This window comes from Streptomyces sp. ITFR-6 (assembly GCF_031844725.1).
Lineage (GTDB): Bacteria > Actinomycetota > Actinomycetes > Streptomycetales > Streptomycetaceae > Streptomyces.
This window is the reverse complement of record NZ_CP134612.1, coordinates 3,613,002-3,631,163: the sequence shown is the minus strand read 5'-3', so window position 1 is coordinate 3,631,163 and position 18,162 is coordinate 3,613,002. Positions and strand designations below refer to the sequence as shown.

At 71.4% G+C, this 18,162-nt stretch carries 16 protein-coding genes and 1 tRNA gene; 11 read left to right on the top strand and 6 right to left on the bottom strand.

Annotated elements, in window-relative coordinates; translation table 11 throughout:
- Positions 1 to 142 precede the first annotated feature (142 nt).
- The gene (locus tag RLT59_RS16495; protein ID WP_311304099.1) at positions 143 to 835 is read right to left on the bottom strand and encodes a DUF461 domain-containing protein; all 693 of its coding nucleotides are present in this window, start codon (positions 833 to 835) and stop codon (positions 143 to 145) included.
- Between the two features lie 633 nt (positions 836 to 1,468).
- Here RLT59_RS16495 and RLT59_RS16490 point away from each other — a divergent pair.
- The 10 genes from RLT59_RS16490 to RLT59_RS16445 all read left to right on the top strand — a co-directional run bounded on the left by RLT59_RS16490 (position 1,469) and on the right by RLT59_RS16445 (position 13,455).
- Entirely contained in the window at positions 1,469 to 1,951 is a 483-nt protein-coding gene (locus RLT59_RS16490; protein WP_006380568.1) for a CarD family transcriptional regulator, read from the top strand.
- 492 nt (positions 1,952 to 2,443) lie between these two features.
- Positions 2,444 to 3,190 (top strand): 2-C-methyl-D-erythritol 4-phosphate cytidylyltransferase, encoded by a 747-nt coding sequence (ispD, locus tag RLT59_RS16485; protein WP_311304098.1) that lies wholly within the window; start codon positions 2,444 to 2,446, stop codon positions 3,188 to 3,190.
- Complete coding sequence (gene ispF, locus RLT59_RS16480) at positions 3,180 to 3,737, top strand: 2-C-methyl-D-erythritol 2,4-cyclodiphosphate synthase (RefSeq protein ID WP_311304097.1); 558 nt, start codon at positions 3,180 to 3,182, stop codon at positions 3,735 to 3,737. Before ispD ends, ispF begins: the two co-directional genes overlap by 11 nt.
- A gap of 121 nt (positions 3,738 to 3,858) precedes the next feature.
- On the top strand, positions 3,859 to 4,431 hold the full coding sequence (locus RLT59_RS16475) for a GNAT family N-acetyltransferase (protein ID WP_311304096.1): 573 nt from the start codon (positions 3,859 to 3,861) through the stop codon (positions 4,429 to 4,431).
- Between the two features lie 72 nt (positions 4,432 to 4,503).
- Positions 4,504 to 6,021: an ABC transporter substrate-binding protein gene (locus RLT59_RS16470; RefSeq protein WP_311304095.1), complete on the top strand. Its 1,518-nt coding sequence runs from the start codon at positions 4,504 to 4,506 to the stop codon at positions 6,019 to 6,021.
- A gap of 4 nt (positions 6,022 to 6,025) precedes the next feature.
- Positions 6,026 to 7,750: an ABC transporter permease subunit gene (locus RLT59_RS16465; RefSeq protein ID WP_311304094.1), complete on the top strand. Its 1,725-nt coding sequence runs from the start codon at positions 6,026 to 6,028 to the stop codon at positions 7,748 to 7,750.
- A complete protein-coding gene (locus RLT59_RS16460) occupies positions 7,747 to 9,039 on the top strand; it encodes an MFS transporter (protein WP_311304093.1) in 1,293 nt (430 codons plus the stop codon). Before RLT59_RS16465 ends, RLT59_RS16460 begins: the two co-directional genes overlap by 4 nt.
- Before the next feature lie 64 nt (positions 9,040 to 9,103).
- Positions 9,104 to 10,507: a cysteine--tRNA ligase gene (gene cysS / locus RLT59_RS16455; RefSeq protein ID WP_311304092.1), complete on the top strand. Its 1,404-nt coding sequence runs from the start codon at positions 9,104 to 9,106 to the stop codon at positions 10,505 to 10,507.
- Positions 10,508 to 10,590: 83 nt separating this feature from the next.
- Entirely contained in the window at positions 10,591 to 11,547 is a 957-nt protein-coding gene (rlmB, locus tag RLT59_RS16450) for a 23S rRNA (guanosine(2251)-2'-O)-methyltransferase RlmB (RefSeq protein WP_311304091.1), read from the top strand.
- Positions 11,548 to 11,745: 198 nt separating this feature from the next.
- Positions 11,746 to 13,455, top strand: coding sequence for a DoxX family membrane protein (locus tag RLT59_RS16445; protein WP_311304090.1), 1,710 nt, complete (start codon positions 11,746 to 11,748; stop codon positions 13,453 to 13,455).
- An 84-nt stretch (positions 13,456 to 13,539) separates the two neighbouring features.
- Here RLT59_RS16445 and RLT59_RS16440 read toward each other — a convergent pair whose 3' ends face one another.
- The 5 genes from RLT59_RS16440 to RLT59_RS39365 form a co-directional block, all read right to left on the bottom strand.
- Positions 13,540 to 14,253, bottom strand: coding sequence for a nucleotidyltransferase family protein (locus RLT59_RS16440; RefSeq protein ID WP_311304089.1), 714 nt, complete (start codon positions 14,251 to 14,253; stop codon positions 13,540 to 13,542).
- A 35-nt stretch (positions 14,254 to 14,288) separates the two neighbouring features.
- Complete coding sequence (locus tag RLT59_RS16435; protein WP_311304088.1) at positions 14,289 to 14,702, bottom strand: hypothetical protein; 414 nt, start codon at positions 14,700 to 14,702, stop codon at positions 14,289 to 14,291.
- Between the two features lie 214 nt (positions 14,703 to 14,916).
- Positions 14,917 to 16,053, bottom strand: coding sequence for an ABC transporter ATP-binding protein (locus RLT59_RS16430; protein ID WP_311304087.1), 1,137 nt, complete (start codon positions 16,051 to 16,053; stop codon positions 14,917 to 14,919).
- 308 nt (positions 16,054 to 16,361) lie between these two features.
- The gene (locus tag RLT59_RS39370) at positions 16,362 to 16,979 is read right to left on the bottom strand and encodes an RNA-guided endonuclease TnpB family protein (protein WP_399125542.1); all 618 of its coding nucleotides are present in this window, start codon (positions 16,977 to 16,979) and stop codon (positions 16,362 to 16,364) included.
- A gap of 391 nt (positions 16,980 to 17,370) precedes the next feature.
- Positions 17,371 to 17,754, bottom strand: a complete 384-nt coding sequence (locus RLT59_RS39365) for a helix-turn-helix domain-containing protein (protein WP_399125540.1) — start codon at positions 17,752 to 17,754, stop codon at positions 17,371 to 17,373.
- 158 nt (positions 17,755 to 17,912) lie between these two features.
- Here RLT59_RS39365 and RLT59_RS16420 point away from each other — a divergent pair.
- A tRNA-Thr gene (locus RLT59_RS16420) sits at positions 17,913 to 17,986 on the top strand.
- Positions 17,987 to 18,162: the final 176 nt, after the last annotated feature.

Sequence of the window (18,162 nt, the reverse complement as noted above, 5' to 3'; positions counted from 1 at the left end):
CTCAGTTCGAGACGCCGTTCGAGGCCGTTAGATAAAGAACAAGCTAGGCGCGGTACGCGCGGTACATACGGCTGAGGCGCCTCCCGGAGCGGGAGGCGCCTCAGCCGTATGTACGTTGCGCGTGCTCGCGCGTGCCCGAGTGTCAGGTGTTCGGCTGGGCCGAGTCGGACGCCGCGTCGGTCGGGGTGGTCGTGTCCTCGGAGGAGGCAGACCCGGAGGGGGTGCCGGAGAGGGAGCCCGGGGGGTCCGCCGTGGCGGAGCCGGACGGCGTCGCGTCGCCCGAGGGGGACGCCGAGGCGTTCGCGTTCGGCAGCTCCGGCAGCGCGCTCGGGCCGAAGCCCTTGAAGTAGCTGGTGGCCGGGACGACGGTGGCGCCCAGCGGGATGTCGCCGGACTCGCTGAACTTGAAGACCAGGTTCTGGACGTTGCCGTTCTGCGTGGCCTCGCTGCCGTTCTCGATCACGGCGGCCGCGTTGTCCTTGCCGCCGATCACCACCCGGCCGCCGGCCGGTACGACGACCGGTCCGGTGCCCTTGGCGGCGTGCAGCTGCACGGAGGCGCTGGTGCCGGTCAGCGCGATGGCGTTGAGCGTCTCCGGCTTCGTGCCGTTGTTGAACAGCGTGGCGATCACGACGGCCGGGCCCTTGGCGCCGAGTTTCGGCTGGGTGACGACATTGGCGTTCTGGATCTTGATGGTGCCGACCGAGGTGGCAGCGTTGTCAGGCCTGACTTCGAGCGTCTGCGCGTTCTTGCCCGCACCACATGCGGAGAGCGCGGCGATCGAGAACGCGATGGCGGTGGCGGCGAGAGCGCCGTGTCGAAGGCTGCGGCTCACGGCGGGGGCAACTCCTTGAACGAGCGGACTTACGGACGGGGTCGGGCGAGTCGTGTCGAAGTCGCCCCAAGCGGTGTGACAGCCGTCAGGTTACCGAGCCGCCGTCCCCGCCCCGCACCCGACCCGCCCCCCGGACGCCCCGGGGATCGCGGGCCGGCCCGGGGCGATGATTCGCAAGCCGTTCACATAACGCGCTTGATCAATTCCGTCGGACGTTCGTCCGGCGCTTCCCGCGTGAGTTCCACCGGCCTTGACGTGCACCGGCGCATTCATTGCGGATATTCCACGCGACATCCACGCGACGGCCGAACGTTGATCAATTTCATTGGGCGTCGGCACTTACCGCCGTACGGGTGATCGATCCTCGAACGGAGTACGGAAAGTTCACCATCCTGAACCCGGCAAACCGGGACGTTAGGTCCCTTCCGAGCAAGTTCCGACGGGTGTAACGTCCGCGTTTCTCCTCCCCCGTGCAGCGCCTCCGACCTGCGAATACCCTCCCCGATGTGTCTTCCGCAGCACGTACGTGTTGCAGTTGTCAAGCCCCGAGATATGCCCTGACCTGCGAAAACGCCATTCAGGAGAAGCAGTTCTCGTGTTACTCTTGATAGCCACGGAAGGGGTACCTGTCACATGACGTTCAAGGTTGGCGACACCGTGGTCTATCCCCATCACGGGGCCGCGCTGATCGAGGCTATCGAAACTCGCCAGATCAAAGGCGTGGACAAGACCTACTTGGTGCTCAAGGTCGCTCAGGGCGACTTGACGGTGCGTGTACCGGCGGACAATGCGGAGTTCGTGGGTGTGCGTGACGTAGTCGGTCAGGAAGGGCTGGACCGGGTCTTCGAGGTGCTGCGCGCGCCGTATGCCGAAGAGCCGACGAACTGGTCCCGACGCTACAAGGCAAATCTCGAAAAGCTCGCCTCCGGCGATGTCATCAAGGTCGCGGAAGTGGTCCGTGACCTGTGGCGTCGTGAGCGTGAGCGCGGACTCTCCGCAGGTGAGAAGCGCATGCTCGCCAAGGCTCGCCAGATCCTGGTGAGTGAGCTCGCTCTCGCGGAGAACACCAACGAGGACAAGGCCGAGGCTCTGCTCGACGAGGTCCTCGCGTCCTGAAGTGCTCGTGTCTGACGTCCGGACCGGATCGTACAGGCCCGGGACGTCCGAGACGTAAATAATGTGCCGTGGTGCCCGCTGGCCAGCCGTTCGAACGGCCTGTCGTCGGGCACTGCGGCATGTCCGGGCATGGTTACGGGGCATGGCATCCGGACGCGCCCGACTGCGGATTCGGGCGCGCGGATTCCGGCCATGCTTTCTGGCCACACTGCGGATTCCGGGCACCGGGACGTCAAGGGGCGAGGCCCAGGTGTCCCGGATGTTGTTCTCGATGCGCCGACGCGTTGGCCTCGTCGACGATCCCCCGGTACTTTGCTCGCGATCTTGTGAAGTCGACGTGTCAGGCCGATCCCGAGCGGCCGGTGCGGTCCTCGTCTCGCCCGGGGTCACGGAAAGGGTCCCGGTCGAGTCAGGGCGTAGCGCCCGGCTCGATTGAGGCCATACCCACGTCGGCCGTGGAGACAAACATGCCGATGCTTCGGAGTGCAACCGATGTCTGATCAATCACTTCCCCGCCGCACCGCCGCCGTGATTCCCGCGGCCGGCCGCGGTGTACGGCTCGGTCCCGGCGCCCCCAAGGCGCTCCGTGCGCTGGGCGGAACGCCGATGCTCGTCCATGCGGTACGGGCCATGGCGGCCTCCCGCCAGGTCTCCCTGGTCGTGGTCGTCGCACCGCCGGACGGCGCCCACGGGGTCCGGTACCTGCTCGACGAGCACGCGCTGCCCGAGCGCACCGAATTCCTCGTCGTGCCCGGTGGCGAGACCCGGCAGGAGTCGGTGAAGCTCGGCCTGGACGCGCTGCCCGCCGATGTCTCCGCCGTCCTCGTGCACGACGCGGCCCGCCCGCTGGTGCCCGTCGACACGGTCGACGCGGTGGTCGAGGCGGTACGGGCCGGAGCGCTCGCCGTCGTCCCGGCGCTGCCGCTGGCGGACACCGTCAAGGAGGTCGAGCCGGGCGCGCCGGGGGAGCCGGAACCGGTGCTCTCCACCCCGGTGCGGTCCAGGCTGCGGGCGGTGCAGACGCCGCAGGGCTTCGACCGCGACACGCTGGTGCGGGCCCATGAGCGGGTCGCCGTCAGCGGCGAGGGCGCGACCGACGACGCGGGTCTGGTCGAGCAGCTCGGGGCGCCCGTCGTGGTCGTACCCGGACACGAGGAGGCGTTCAAGGTGACCCGGCCACTGGATCTGGTCCTGGCCGAAGCGGTTCTGGCGCGCAGGAGGGCGAACGATGCCTTCTGAGGAGCAGCGGGTTTCCGGCGAGCGGACGGCTTCCGAGGTCTCCGGGGGTGCCGGGGCGCGCAACGCGCCCGTGATCCCGCTCGTCGGGATCGGGACCGACATCCACGCCTTCGAGGAGGGCCGCGAGCTGTGGTGCGCGGGTCTCCTGTGGGAGGGGGAGGGCCCCGGGCTCGCCGGGCACTCCGACGCGGACGTCGTCGCGCACGCCGCGTGCAACGCGCTGTTCTCGGCCGCCGGTCTCGGCGACCTCGGGCAGCACTTCGGCACGGGCCGCCCCGAGTGGTCCGGGGCCGCGGGGGCCACGCTGCTGACCGAGGCGGCCCGGATCGTGCGGTCCGAGGGGTTCGAGATCGGCAACGTCGCCGTGCAGGTCGTCGGCGTACGGCCGAAGATCGGCAAGCGGCGCGCCGAGGCGCAGCGCGTGCTCTCCGCCGCCGTGGACGCGCCGGTCTCGCTCTCCGCCGCCACCTCCGACGGGCTCGGCTTCACCGGCCGAGCGGAGGGCATCGCCGGAATCGCCACCGCGCTGGTCTACCGACCGGTCTGACCTGCCCGGAAGCCGACCGAGCGGGCCCGGCGGAGCGCCGGGCCCGCGACCTTGTTGCCCATCAGTCGCACGTACTCTGGTACGGCAATGAGATGACGCGAGGGACGGGAGTGGCTCCGGGATGAGTACGACGACAGTGGCTGCGGTACGGGCCGATGCCGACGGATACGTCCTGCGCACCGCCACCCCCCGGGATGTCGACGGTGCGCGGGCCGTGATGCTCGACACCGTCTACCGCGACCTGAGGTCCGGCTACGTACCCCGCTGGCACGCCGACATCATCGACCCCGGGTCCAGCTACCTGCGGCCGGAGCGCTGCACCCTGCTGGTGGTCGAGCGCGACGGTGAGATCGTCGCGACGGGCGCCGTGCGCGACCGAGGACCGCAGGCGCCGCCCAATCCGCAGTGGGTCGCGGACCGCTTCCCGTCCGGCACCACCGCCCAGCTGTGCCGGATCTACGTGACGCCGGAGCACCGCAGGCGCGGGCTGGCGCGGCGGCTGGTGCGCGAGCTCCGCGACTTCGTCGCGCGGGCCGGCGGGTACGAGGCGGTCTACCTGCACACCGACCCGGCCGTGCCGGGCGCCGAGCCGTTCTGGCGGTCGCTCGCGCACGAGGTGTGCGACGAGCGCACGCTGCCCGGCCGGGGTCAGAGCGTCGTCCACTTCGAGCTGCCGATGCCCGCCGCCGGCTGAACGGCGGCGGCCCTCGGTCGTGCCATTCCGCGCCATTTCAAATGACAATCGTTTTCATATAAGGTCGTTGCCATGCCCCCGTCCCGACTCCTTCGCGCCGCGCTGCCGCTGACCGCGGCAGCCCTTCTCGTCCCGCTCGTCACCGCCTGTTCCGGCGGCGCGGACGACACCGGGAGCGCGTCGGGCGGCGGACAACGCCTCCGGGTCGTCATGGCCTTCCCGCCCGCCCAGGCGATGTCCCCCTACGGCGACGACGCCGTCACCCTCAGCCGCCTCGCGGTCGTCGAAGGCCTCACCGCCCTCGACCGGGAAGGCGCCGCGAAGCCCGCGCTCGCCGCCTCCTGGAAGCGCGAAAGCCCGAAGGCGTGGACCTTCACGCTGCGCGAGGCGACCTTCCAGGACGGCGCGAAGGTCGACGCGGCCGCCGTCGCCCACTCCCTGAACGCCGCTCAGAAGGCCTCGCCCAAGCCCCGCGTCCTGTCGGACACCGGCATCACCGCGACGGCCGAGGGCGCCGGCACCGTACGGGTCGTCACCACAGCGGCCGACCCGCTGCTGCCCCAGCGCCTCGCCAACCCCTCCCTCACCGTCCTGTCCGCCGCCGCCTACCGCGACGGCAAGGTGAACCCGGCCGGGCACGCCACCGGGCCCTTCACCCTCGCCTCGGTCAAGGGCGCCGTCAGCGCCACCCTGGAGCGCAACGAGCACTACTGGGGCGCCAAGGCCAAGGCCCCCGGCGCCGACGTGACCTTCGTGGCCGACGGCACCGCCCGCGCCAACGCCCTGCGCACCAAGGCCGTCGACGTCGCCGAGTACGTACCGATCTCCCAGGCCTCCCTCCTCGGCGAAGGGCTCGTCCACGAATTCCCCTCCGCCCGCACCAACGGCCTCTCCCTCAACACGGAACACGGAGTCTTCAGCGATCCCGCGATGCGCGCCGCCGCCCGCGAGGCCATCGACTCCAAGGCGCTCGTCAAGGCCGTCTACGAAGGCCGCGCCGACAGCGCGCAGGGCCTCCTCGGACCCGGCGTGCGGTGGGCCGCCGCCCGCCAGGACCCGGCCGGCCGGGCGAAGGCCGCCAGCAAGGCAGAGGTCGCTAAGGCGCCGCAGATCGTCCTCGCCACGTACACCAACCGGCCTGAGCTCCCCGAGGCCGCCACTGTGGTCCAGCAGCAGCTCCAGAAGCGCGGTTTCACCGTCAAGCAGGTCGTCCGCGACTACGCCCAGCTGGAGGCCGACGCCCTCGCCGGCAAGTACGACGCCTTCATCCAGGCCCGCAACACCCTCCTGGACACCGCCGACCCCGTCTCCTACCTCGCCTCCGACTTCACCTGCGACGGCAGCTTCAACATCTCTCAGCTCTGCGACAAGCGCGTCGACACCGACGTGGACAAGGCCGCCGCACTCGCCGGAACCGACGCCCGCCACCGCGCCGCGATGACCGCGGAGGCCCGCATCCTCTCCACCGACGCACTCGTCCCGCTGCTCCACGAACGTTTCGTGCAGGGGTACGACGACAGCCGCGTCCACGGGGTCGCGCTCGACCCGATGGAGCGCACCCTCATCACCGCGGACACCCGCGTCGGATGACCGGATGAAGTACCTCGCCGGACGGCTCACCGCACTCCTCGCGGTCCTCGCCGTCATCGGCCTGCTGCCCCGGCTGACCCGCACCGACCCGGCCCTGACGATCCTGCGCGCCCGGTACGCCGACCGGCCGCCGACCCCCGATACCCTCGACGCCATCCGGGCGGAGACCGGCCTTGACGGCGGCCCCCTCCATGTCCTCGGCGGCTGGCTCGGCGGACTCCTCCACGGCGACCTCGGCACCTCCTGGGTCTCCGGGCAGCCCGTCGCCCCCGACGCGATGTCCGCCCTGGGCGTCTCGCTCACCCTGATGGGCTGCTCTCTCGCCGTCGCCCTCGTCCTCGCGGCGGCCCTCGCCGCCGGGACCCTGCGGCGCGGGGCGGCACGCCGCACCGTCACCGCCCGCGCGGGCGTCGGCGCGGCCGTCCTCGCCGCCTTCCCCGAATTCCTGATCGCCGCCGTGCTCGCCGCCGTCGTCGCGGTCCGGCTCGGCTGGCTCCCCGCGCTCGGCTGGGGGAGCCCCGAGCAGGCGGTGCTGCCCGCGCTCGCCATGGGCATCCCGGCGGGCGCGCTGCTCGGCCGGCTGCTGGACGACGCGCTGCCCGCCGCGTTCGCCGAACCCTGGGCGCGTGCCGCCACCGCCGGCGGACTGCCCGCGCGCCGCATCGCCCGGCACGCCCTGCGCCGCACCCTGCCCGGACTCCTGCCCCAGCTCGGCCTGATCGTCGTCGGGCTCACCGGCGGGGCCGTCGCCGTCGAGACCCTCTACGCCATCCCCGGCCTCGGCGGCAGCGCCCTGGTTGCCGCACTCGCCCAGGACCTCCCGGTCCTCCAGGCCTGCGTCCTGATGCTGCTGCTCCTGGGCGTCGTGGCCGGACTCGCCGCCCGGCTCGCCTCCCGCACCCTGCTCGGCCCCGCACTGCACGACGGCGCGCTGCCCGCGCTCGTCCCGCCGGCCGCCCGCGCACGCCGGTCACTGATCACCGGCGCACTCCTGCTCACCGCGCTCTTCGCCGCCGTCACCGTCGCCGGGCTGCTGCGCGACCCGCTCCACATCGACGCCGCCGCCCGCCTCGCCGGACCGTCCACCGCCCATCCCTTCGGCACCGACTCCCTCGGCCGCGACATCCTCGCCCGGCTCGGACACGGCGCCGCCCGCACCGTCCTCACCGCCGTCGCGGTGTCCGCGGCCACCCTGCTCCTCGGCCTCGTCCTCGGAGCCGTACGCGCCGGAGCGCTCACCGAGACCGCCAACGCGCTGCCCGCGATCCTCACCGGGCTCGTCGTCGCGGGCCTCGCCGGACCCGGCCCCTGGAGCGCCGCCGCAGCCGTCACCGCCGTCGCCTGGGCACCGCTGGCCGCACACACCAGCGCCCTCTACGCCCAGGAACGCGCCGCCCCGCACATCGCGGCCGCCCGCGCACTCGGCGCCGGACGCGCGCACCTGCTGCGCCACCAGGTCCTGCCCGGCGTGCTGCCGCCCGTCGTCCGCCACGCCGTCCTGCGCGTCCCCGCCATCGCGCTGGCCCTCGCCTCGCTCGGCTTCCTCGGCCTCGGCACCGCACCCCCGTCGCCCGAGTGGGGCCGGATGCTCTCCGAGAACCTCCCCTACGCCGAACGCGCCCCCTGGGCCGTACTCGCCCCCGCCGCCGCCCTCGCCGCCCTCGGCGCGACCGCCGTGCTCGCGGCCGCCGCCGTCCGCGGCGTGCGACACCGCAAGGGCGCCGCGTGAGCGCCGGCGCACGCACGCCCCGGGTCGTCGCCACGGCCACCGCCCCGGACCGCTACCTCCGCCTCCTCACCACCACCCAGTTCGCGTTCAACATCGGCTTCTACGCCGTCCTGCCCTACCTCGCCACCCACCTCGGCACCGGACTCGGCATGGCCGGCTGGCTCGTCGGACTCGTCCTCGGGCTGCGCACCTTCAGCCAGCAGGGCCTCTTCGTCATCGGCGGCGCCCTCACCGACCGCTACGGACCCCGCCCCGTCGTCCTCGCCGGATGCGCCCTGCGCATCGCCGGATTCGGCTGGCTCGCCTTCGCCGGATCCACCGCGACCGTCATCGGCGCCGTCCTGCTGACCGGGCTGGCCGCCGCGCTGTTCTCACCCGCCGTCGAGTCCGAGACCGCCCGCGAGGCAGTCCGCCACGAGCGGGCGACCGGCACCCCGCGCGCCCAGGTGCTCGCCCGGTTCTCCGCCGCCGGACAGGCCGGGGCCTTCCTCGGACCGCTCCTCGGCTCGGCCCTCCTGCTCCTGGGCGGCGGGTTCCGGGAAGCCGCCCTCGCCGGGGTCGCCGTCTTCGTCGCGGTCCTCGCCGGGCACGCCCGGCTGATGCCGCGCCGCGCGCCCGTGGCCCGTAAGGACCGCGGCCGGGGCTCCGTGCGCGAGGTGTCCGGCAACCGGCCGTTCCTGCTGCTCTGCCTCGCGTACAGCAGCTACCTCGTCGCGTACAACCAGCTCTATCTGTCGCTCCCAGAGGAGGTGCGGCGCGCCACCGGATCGCAGGCCGCCCTCGGCGCGCTGTTCGCGCTCTCCTCGCTGCTCGTCGTCTGCGCGCAGCTGCCGTTGACCCGCTGGGCGGCCCGCCGCCTCGCGCCCCGTACCGCTCTCGTCGCCGGGCTCGTCACCGTCGCCGCCGGATTCGCCGCCGTGCCCTCGGCCCCGGGCGGGCCCGCCGGACTGCTGCCCGCGGCCGCGTTCGTCGTCCTGCTCACCCTCGGGCAGATGCTCCTGGTGCCGGCCGCCCGAGGCCTCGTACCGGACCTCGTCGACGACCGGCACCTCGGGCTCGCCACCGGAGCGCTGTCCTCCGTCTCCGGCGTCGCCGTACTCGCGGGCAGCGCCGCCACCGGGGCGTTGCTCGGCGCCCCGGCGCCCGTCCGGTGGGCGCTGCTCGCCGCCGTTCCGCTGGTGGGCGCCGCCCTCGCGCTGACCCTTCCGGCGGGCGCGGCGAGGGAGGGGAAGGGGGCCGGGGAGCCGGTACCGGGCCGGGGGTCGCAGCCGGTCGGACCCGGGCCGTAACAAGTGTCATCGCAATCCTCCGAGAGGTCGCGGGGCACTGGTGCGCGCCGACTACCCTTGAGGCGTGACTATTCGCCTGTATGACACCAGCGCCCGGCAGATCCGTGACTTCGTCCCGCTCACAGCGGGCTGTGTCTCGATCTACCTCTGTGGCGCCACTGTCCAGGCCGCCCCGCACATCGGGCACATCAGGTCCGGGCTGAACTTCGACATCATGCGCCGCTGGTTCGAGCACCGCGGCTACGACGTGACGTTCGTCCGGAACGTCACCGACATCGACGACAAGATCATCACGAAGTCGGCCGAGCAGGGCCGCCCGTGGTGGGCCATCGGTTACGAGAACGAGCGCGCGTTCAACGCCGGTTACGACGCGCTCGGCTGCCTGCCGCCCACCTACGAGCCGCGCGCCACCGGCCACATCCCCGAGATGATCGAGATGATGCGCGGCCTCATCGAGCGCGGTCACGCCTACGCGGCCGACGGCAACGTCTACTTCGACGTGCGCTCGTTCCCCGGCTACCTGTCACTCTCCAACCAGGACCTGGACGATCTGCGCCAGCCCTCGGGCGAGGGCGAGACCGGCAAGCGCGACCAGCGCGACTTCGCCATGTGGAAGGCGTCCAAGCCCGGCGAGCCCAGCTGGGAGACCCCGTGGGGCCGCGGCCGTCCCGGCTGGCACCTGGAGTGCTCCGCGATGGCGCACAAGTACCTCGGCACCGCCTTCGACATCCACGGCGGCGGCATCGACCTGATCTTCCCGCACCACGAGAACGAGATCGCCCAGGCCAAGGGGTTCGGCGACGCGTTCGCGAAGTACTGGGTGCACAACGGCTGGGTCACCATGTCCGGCGAGAAGATGTCGAAGTCGCTCGGCAACTCCGTACTCGTCAGCGAGATGGTCAAGACGTGGCGCCCCATCGTGCTGCGCTACTACCTCGGTACCCCGCACTACCGGTCGATGATCGAGTACAGCGAGGACGCCCTGCGCGAGGCCGAGTCCGCGTTCGCCCGCATCGAGGGCTTCGTCCAGCGCGTCACGGAGAAGGCCGGCGAGACCGTCGAGCCCGCCGCCGAGGTGCCGCCCGCCTTCGCGGAGGCGATGGACGACGACCTGGGCGTCCCGCAGGCCCTCGCGATCGTCCACACCACGGTCCGCCAGGGCAACAGCGCGCTCGCCGCCGATGACAAGGAGGCAGCCGTCTCCCGTCTCGCGGAGGTCCGTGCGATGCTCGGGGTACTCGGTCTCGACCCGCTCGACGACCACTGGGCCTCCGAGAGCGACCGGGGCGACGATCTGCACGGCGTCGTCGACACCCTCGTACGTCTCGTCCTCGACCAGCGTCAGTCGGCGCGCGAGCGCAAGGACTGGACGTCGGCCGACGCCATCCGCGACCAGCTCAACCAGTCCGGGCTCGTCATCGAGGACAGCCCGGCCGGACCACGGTGGACACTCGGCCCGCGCCAGTAGTCCTCCCGAGTGCCGCCCGGCCCGCCGGGCGGCACACTCTCACTTATACGTACGCACGTCTGAAGCAACGAAACAGGTAGGTCATGGCCGGGAACAGCCAGCGCAGGAACCGCCGCACGTCCAACAAGAAGGGCATGCAGGTCGGCAGCGGTGGACAGCGTCGCCGTGGCCTCGAAGGCAGGGGCCCGACGCCGCCCGCCGAGGACCGTAAGAAGCACAAGAAGAACCGCATGGCGACGGCCAAGGCCAAGCAGGCCGCCAACCGCCGCCCGGCTCCCCGGCGCGGCGGCGTCAAGGGCACCTCCGAGATGGTCGTCGGCCGCAACCCGGTCTTCGAGGCGCTGCGCGACGGCGTCCCCGCCACCACCCTGTACGTCCAGCAGTACATCGACAACGACGAGCGGGTCCGCGAGGCCCTCCAGCTCGCCGGCGAGCGCGGCAACATCAACCTGATGGAGGCCCCGCGTCCCGAGCTCGACCGGATGACGAACGGCCTGAACCACCAGGGCCTCGTCCTCCAGGTCCCGCCGTACGAGTACGCGGATCCGCAGGACCTCACCGCCGCCGCGTACGACAACGGCGAGGACCCGCTGATCGTCGCCCTCGACGGCGTCACCGACCCGCGCAACCTCGGCGCGATCGTCCGCTCCGTCTCCGCGTTCGGCGGCCACGGCGTGGTCGTGCCCGAGCGCCGCGCCGCCGGAATGACCGCCGGAGCCTGGAAGTCCTCCGCCGGCACCGCCGCCCGCACCCCGGTCTCCCGCGTCACCAACCTGACCCGGGCGCTGGAGGCGTACAAGAAGGAAGGCATCGCGATCGTCGGCCTGGCCGCCGACGGCGAGCACACCGTCGAGGACCTGGAGGCGCTCGGCGGCCCCGTGGTCGTCGTCATCGGCAGCGAGGGCAAGGGCCTCGGCCGGCTCGTCGGCGAAACCTGCGACTACCGGGTCCGCATCTCGATGCCCGGCGGCGCCGAGTCCCTGAACGCCGGCGTCGCGGCCGGCATCGTGATGTACGAGGTCGCGCGCCGCCGCGCCTGATCCGCGCCGGGCCGGTACCACTCGCACGGGCGGCGGCCGACGGGGGACGCCCCCGCCGTCCGCCGTCTTCGCGCGGCCGTGCGCGGGGGCGCACCGGAGCGCGCGTACGCCCCGCTGTGCCCCGCCACCACCGGTTGACGGGCCTCGGACACTTCGACGCCGTCAAGGCAGTGTCCTAAACACACATCACTCGGTTAGATGAGTGTGGACACCAGAACGCCTCGGTTCGACGAGCAACCCGCCCTGAGCATGACCAAGGTGGACTGCGACCCAGCGCAGGTCATCGTCAACCACGCCAGCTTCCGGGTACAGCTCGCACCCGGCCAGCGCGCACGGCTGCGCGGTGTGACCCCCGCCGCCGCGCCCAGGATCCCCGCCATGAGCGGCTCCGGAGCGGGGCGCGGCCGACGCGCCCCCGTCGTGTGGAGCGGCAGGTCCGCCCCGGGCGACCCCGGCGCCACCGGACTGCTCCAGGCCGTACGGAACTCCACCGCGGGCCGGCCGGGGGGCACGGGCCGCCCCGACACCGCGGACGACCCCTACGAGCCGTACGCCTCGTACGAACCAGCCGGTACCCAGGTCATCCCGCGCCTCGAAGAGACCCAGCCCACCCCGCTGATCGGCGGCCCCCGGAGCGGCGGCCCGTTGCTGCCGCCGATGCGGAAGGCCGTCGGCGCGTTCGACCCGGTCGGGACCGGCCCGGGGCCGTACGCCGCGGACGACTACCTGACGGACGACTACCGGACCGACGTGTACGGCCCGGACGGGCCCCGCCGGGGCCGGGACGGCGAAGCCCTCGACGATCTCGACGATCTCACCGACGACCGGGACCGCGAGCGGAGCGGCGACTCCGTCCGGCACGCGTACTACCCCGGCCGCCGGATGAACCTCGGCGTCGTCCTGCTGCCCATGCGGGTCTTCCTCGGCTTCATCTCGATCTACGCCGGCATGGGCAAACTCTGCGACCCCGTCTACTTCGACGGCGGCGACCGCGGCTCCATGGTCAAGTGGCTGACCTCGCTGCACCCCTGGGCCCTCGCGGAGCCGCTGCGCGAATTCGCGCTCTCCCACCCCGTAGGCGCCGGACTCAGCATCGCCTTCCTCCAGGTCGTCGTCGGAGTCCTCACCGTCCTCGGCCTCTGGCAGCGCGTCGCCGCCTCGGTCGGCGCCCTGCTCTCCGCGGCCCTCCTGGTCACCGTCAGCTGGCGGACCGTCCCGGTCTACGACGCGCCGGACATCATCTACCTCGCCGCCTGGAGCCCGCTGATCATCGCGGGCGCCCCCGTCTACTCCGTCGACGGACGCCTGGCCGGGGAGGCCTGGCGCAGGCTCGGCCCCCGCTCCGAGATCTGGGACCTCCGCCGCCGCGTACTGCGCCGAGGCGCGGCCGTCGCCACGGTGGTCGTCGGCCTCACCCTGCTCATCGGCTCCGTCCTCGGCGGGGCGGTCCGCTCGACCGGGGTCGTCACCGTTCCCGGGCCCAACGGGGTCCCGACCAACCAGCTCCCCGGCTCCCCGCTCCCCGAGGAGTCCCGCAGCGGCGCCAAGGCCTCGCACACCCCGGCCGGCCGCGAGCCCGCCCCGACCCGGAGCACCGCCCCCAGGACCCCGTCCGCGAAGACCTCCGCGCCCGCCACGGGCACGGTCCGCGAGTCGGGCCAGGCAACGGCGGGCACGGGCCGGCCCAGCCAGACCCAGGGCACCGGCCAGCAGCCCCCGCAGCAGACCACCCCCCAGCAGCCCCCGAGCACCAGCGCCGGCCCCAGCTCCGCAGGCCCGACCGGCGGCGGCGCCGGCGGCACCAGCGCGGGCGGCCCGGACCAGGCCCCCGGCACGGACAGCGCCCCGGACGCCTCGTCCGGCGGAGGCGAAGGAGGCAAGAACCCCCTCGGCGGACTCCTCGGCTGAGCGGAACAGAGAGGGGCGGGCACCGGATCGATTCCGGTGCCCGCCCCTGTCTCTGTTACGTACGTCCGTCCCGGTCGAGAAGCGCTACGACTGCCCGTCCAGCTCCTTGGCCGCCTCCGTGAGGTCCTTGGCGGTGTCGATGGCCCGCCAGTACGCCCCGTGCGGCAGCGGATAGCCGGCCAGCCGGCGCTCCCGGGCGAGCCGGGGAAACGTCGTGCGCTCATGGTCACCACGGTCCGGCAGCATCGCCGTGAACGCGGGGGAGAACACGTACACACCCGCGTTGATCAGATACGGCGAGGGCGGCGACTCGATGAAGTCGGTGATGTGCCCGAACGCGTCCGTCTCCACCGCACCCCACGGAATCCGGGGGCGGGCCAGCGCCAGCGTCGCGGTCGCATCGCGCTCCGCGTGGAACGCGGCCATCTCGCGCAACGAGAAGCGCGTCCAGATGTCGCCGTTGGTCGCGTACCAGGGCTGCTCAGGATCGGGCAGCCGGGCCGCCGCGTACTTCAGCCCGCCGCCACGCCCCAGCGGTTCGCGCTCCACGACCGTCGTGACGCGCAACGGCAGCACCGCCGCGTCCAGCCACTCCTGCAACACCTCGGCCAGGTGCCCGCAGGACACCACGGCATCGGTCACGCCCTCTGCGGCCAGCCAGGAAAGCTGATGGCCGATGATCGGAGTCCCGGTACCAGGGATCTCGACCATCGGCTTGGGGCGGTCATCGGTGTACGGGCGCAGCCGTGACCCCTGGCCACCCGCCAGGATCACGGCCTGCGTCGGAAACGTATGCATGCCAGGCACGATATGCCGTGCCCGCACAGGACCGGTCAGCTGAACTGCGCGACACCCGAGGCGAAGGACGTGTCGCAGACGGGACGCGAGAAGCGGTGCGCCCGCGTCGGGCCGTACTGCTCGACCGCTGCCCTGCCCAGCGCCTTCGCGATCGACATGCAGTGCTTCGCGAGCGAGGGGCGCCCCTCGACGGCGCGCTGGAGATCCGTCAGCGCGACGGCGGGGTCCTTCTCCTGGAGTTCCAGCAGGAGCTTGTCGCGCAGGATGTCCTGGGTGCTGCGCGGCTTGGCGCGCTTGGAGACGGTCTGCGCCGAGGCGGTGAGCATCTGGGAGTCGGAGTTGTGAGATGCCCACGGCACGGCGGTGACCGCGAGGGTCCCGGACAGGACCATGACGACAGGCAGTACGAGAGCGAGGGTTCGGCCGATGCGGCGCGCGGTGTGGGTCACGCAGTGAGCGTAGCGGGCAGTGATGAATTGGCGACATTACGTCACTCTCGCGAGGGATGGTTCGAGAGTGCTTTTCGAATCCCGTGTTGACGAACCGGAGTGAAATGACCGTTGTGCCGGGGAATTTGAGCTGTCCGGCCCAAACCCCCGAAACGCGCGTCGGCCCCGCACGGAGTCCGTGCGGGGCCGACGTCGTACGGAGTGCGGTGCGAGATCAGTCGGTGAGGCGCTCACCGGTCGAGGTCGCGAAGACGTGCAGCTCGTCCGGGCGCGGCACGACGTGCAGCTTGGTGCCCTTCTCCGGGACGGCGCGGCCGCCGACACGGACGACCAGGTCCTTGTGCTCGCCACCGACCTCGGCGGCACCGTAGACGAAGCCGTCGGCGCCGAGCTCCTCGACGACGTTGACCGAGACGGCCAGTCCGGCCGGGGCGTCGGCGGAGTCCTTGGTGAGGGACTTCGCGGCGGCGCCGCCGTGCTCGACGATGTCGAAGTGCTCGGGGCGGATGCCGACCGTGACGGTGGTGTCACCGCGGTCGGCGGCGGCGGCGAGCGCCTCGCGGGAGACCGGGACGACGCTGTTGCCGAACTTCACGCCACCGTCGGTGATCGGGACCTCGACCAGGTTCATCGCGGGGGAGCCGATGAAGCCGGCCACGAAGAGGTTCGCCGGCTTGTCGTACATGTTGCGCGGCGAGTCGACCTGCTGGAGCAGACCGTCCTTGAGGACCGCGACGCGGTCACCCATGGTGAGGGCCTCGACCTGGTCGTGGGTGACGTACACGGTCGTGATGCCCAGGCGGCGCTGGAGCGAGGCGATCTGCGTACGGGTGGAGACACGGAGCTTGGCGTCGAGGTTCGACAGCGGCTCGTCCATGAGGAAGACCTGCGGCTCACGGACGATGGCACGGCCCATCGCGACACGCTGACGCTGACCACCGGAGAGCGCCTTCGGCTTCCGGTCGAGGTAGTCGGTGAGGTCCAGCATCTTGGCGGCCTCTTCGACCTTCGCCCGGATCTCGGTCTTGTTGATACCGGCGATCTTCAGCGCGAAGCCCATGTTGTCCGCGACGGACATGTGCGGGTACAGCGCGTAGTTCTGGAACACCATGGCGATGTCCCGGTCCTTCGGCGGCAGGTGCGTGACGTCGCGGTCACCGATGCGGATGGCGCCGCCGTTGACGTCCTCAAGACCCGCGAGCATGCGCAGGGAGGTCGACTTGCCACAACCCGAGGGACCGACGAGGACGAGGAACTCGCCGTCCTCGATGTCGATCTCAAGCTGGTCAACCGCGGGCTTCGTGGAGCCGGGGTATACGCGGGACGCCTTGTCGAACGTGACACTGGCCATGCTGAATCTTCTCCTCCACCGGCAGGAACGTGCCGGACGATCCGTCGTAAGGGAGTGGTCTGGTCCACTTGAGTGAACCTTCAGCGACGCTACCTGGCCTTTTCGAATCTGTCAGTAGTTCTTGGGCCACGAATGTCTCCCGGCCAGAGCCCCGCACTTTTGACCGCGTGCCACCAGCAGCACTTCCTGCTTCGGCACCCCCGCCGTACCGGCGCACCCCTGAAGGGCACCCCTGGCCGGTCTTACTTGGGCTCCACAGGCTTGACGACCGACGGCCCGTCGGTCCGTACCGCGGTCCTTCAGCTGTCTCACGCGGCCGGCAGCACGTCTGCCGACCCTGATGCCTTGATCACTGGAGGCGGGATCCGTCCCGGCGGGAGCGCGGAGGCCACCAGCCAGTACAGCCGCATGCCTTCCTCCCGGAGGTTCCGCGCCGCGTTCACATCCCGGTCGTGCACCGCATCGCACTCCGCGCACGTCCACTCCCGTACGGACACATCGAGCGACGGCGCCTTGGCTTGGCAGCCGGAACGCCGCCGTGTCGATGGGAAGAACCGGTCCACGATCACCAGCGTCCGCCCGTACCAGGCGCACTTGTAGCGCAGCTGACGGAGCAGCTCGCCCCAGGCGGCGTCGATGATCGACCGGCTCAGCCGGGCCTTCCGACGACGGCCGTTTCCGACGGCTGGACGCAGCAGATTCATGATGGCCAGGTCTTCCACCACGAGCACTTGGTTCTCGCGCACGAGGCGGGTGGTCAGCTGTTCCAGCATGTCCCTGCGTGTATCGCCGATCAGGGCGTACAGCCGGGCGATACGCTCCCGGGCCTTCCCTCGGTTCTTCGACCCCTTCGTCTTGCGGTGAAGCCCTCGCTGCAGCCGCGCCAGCTCCCTTTCGTACTTCTTCAGCAGCCGCGGATGATCCACCGTCGTCCAGCGTCACCGGCGCAGCCAGCCCCAGGTCGATCCCCGCGGCCTCAGGTGCGCGCCCGCCCGGTTCGAATACGACAGGCAGGGGCTCGATCTGCTCCTCCACCAGCACCGCGAGGAAATACCTGCCTGCCCGGTCCCGCGTCACCGACAGCTTCACCGGCGCCGCTCCGGCAGGCAACGGCCGCGACCATCGCACGTTCGACGGCACCGTCTGCTTCGCCGGCGTGACCAGCCCCGTGCCGGGGTGTTCCGGGTCCTCGGCCCATCGGAAGCCGGTCCGCACGTAAGTCGCCGAATCTCGTGACCGGTGCTTCCTCTTCCGCTGCGGACGCTTGGCCAACTGCTTGAAGAATCGGGTGAACGCTCCGTCCAGGTGTCGTAACGACTACTGAAGCACGGTCGATGACACTTCACGCAGCCAGGACGTCTCCGACGCCTGCCGCCACCCCGTCAGCGCCCGACACGACTCGGCGAACCCCACCGAAACGCGATGCCGTTCCCAGGCGCCCGTCCGCAGTGCCAGCCCCTCGTTGTAGACCCAGCGGCAGGCCCCGAAGGTCTTCTCCAGCTGATCGGCCTGCGAGGGGGGCGGGTAGAAGCGGTACCGATACACGCGTTGCTGCGTGCCGGTCTCCTTGGCTCGGCTCTTCACAGCGGTCGCCGTCCGGCCCTGGTGCTTCCTGCGGTCAGCGATACCCAGGGCCTCGCGCTTGATGCGCTTGGCCTCGTCACCCGTCTCTTGTATCGGCTGGTCTGCCCTGTCCGTCATGGCCCTCCCCCTACTGTCCGATATCCGGATCAGCACGCCAGTCTTCTTAACGCACGGATGCTCGGACAGTTATGGGGTGCGCGGAACTTCCTGGATCGGCGGGTGGGGCGCTGTGTAGAGTGAGGGCTCGCGCGCGCGCTTCTTCCATCGCGTGCGATGCCGCCTTAGCTCAGTTGGCTAGAGCAATTGATTTGTAATCAATAGGTCGTCGGTTCGAATCCGACAGGCGGCTCAACTCCCAGGTTGGCGCCGAGCTGACCTGGGTTTTTTATGCCAAACCGGTCTGGATCTGCAGCGGGAAGCTCGGCATCTGTCGGAGATGCGAAGGTTCGCGGTAGTGAACCTTCGGTCATCCTTGTGGCTCGCACGGCTTGGGCGTTCTCCGGTCGGTCGTCCACGAAGAGGTAC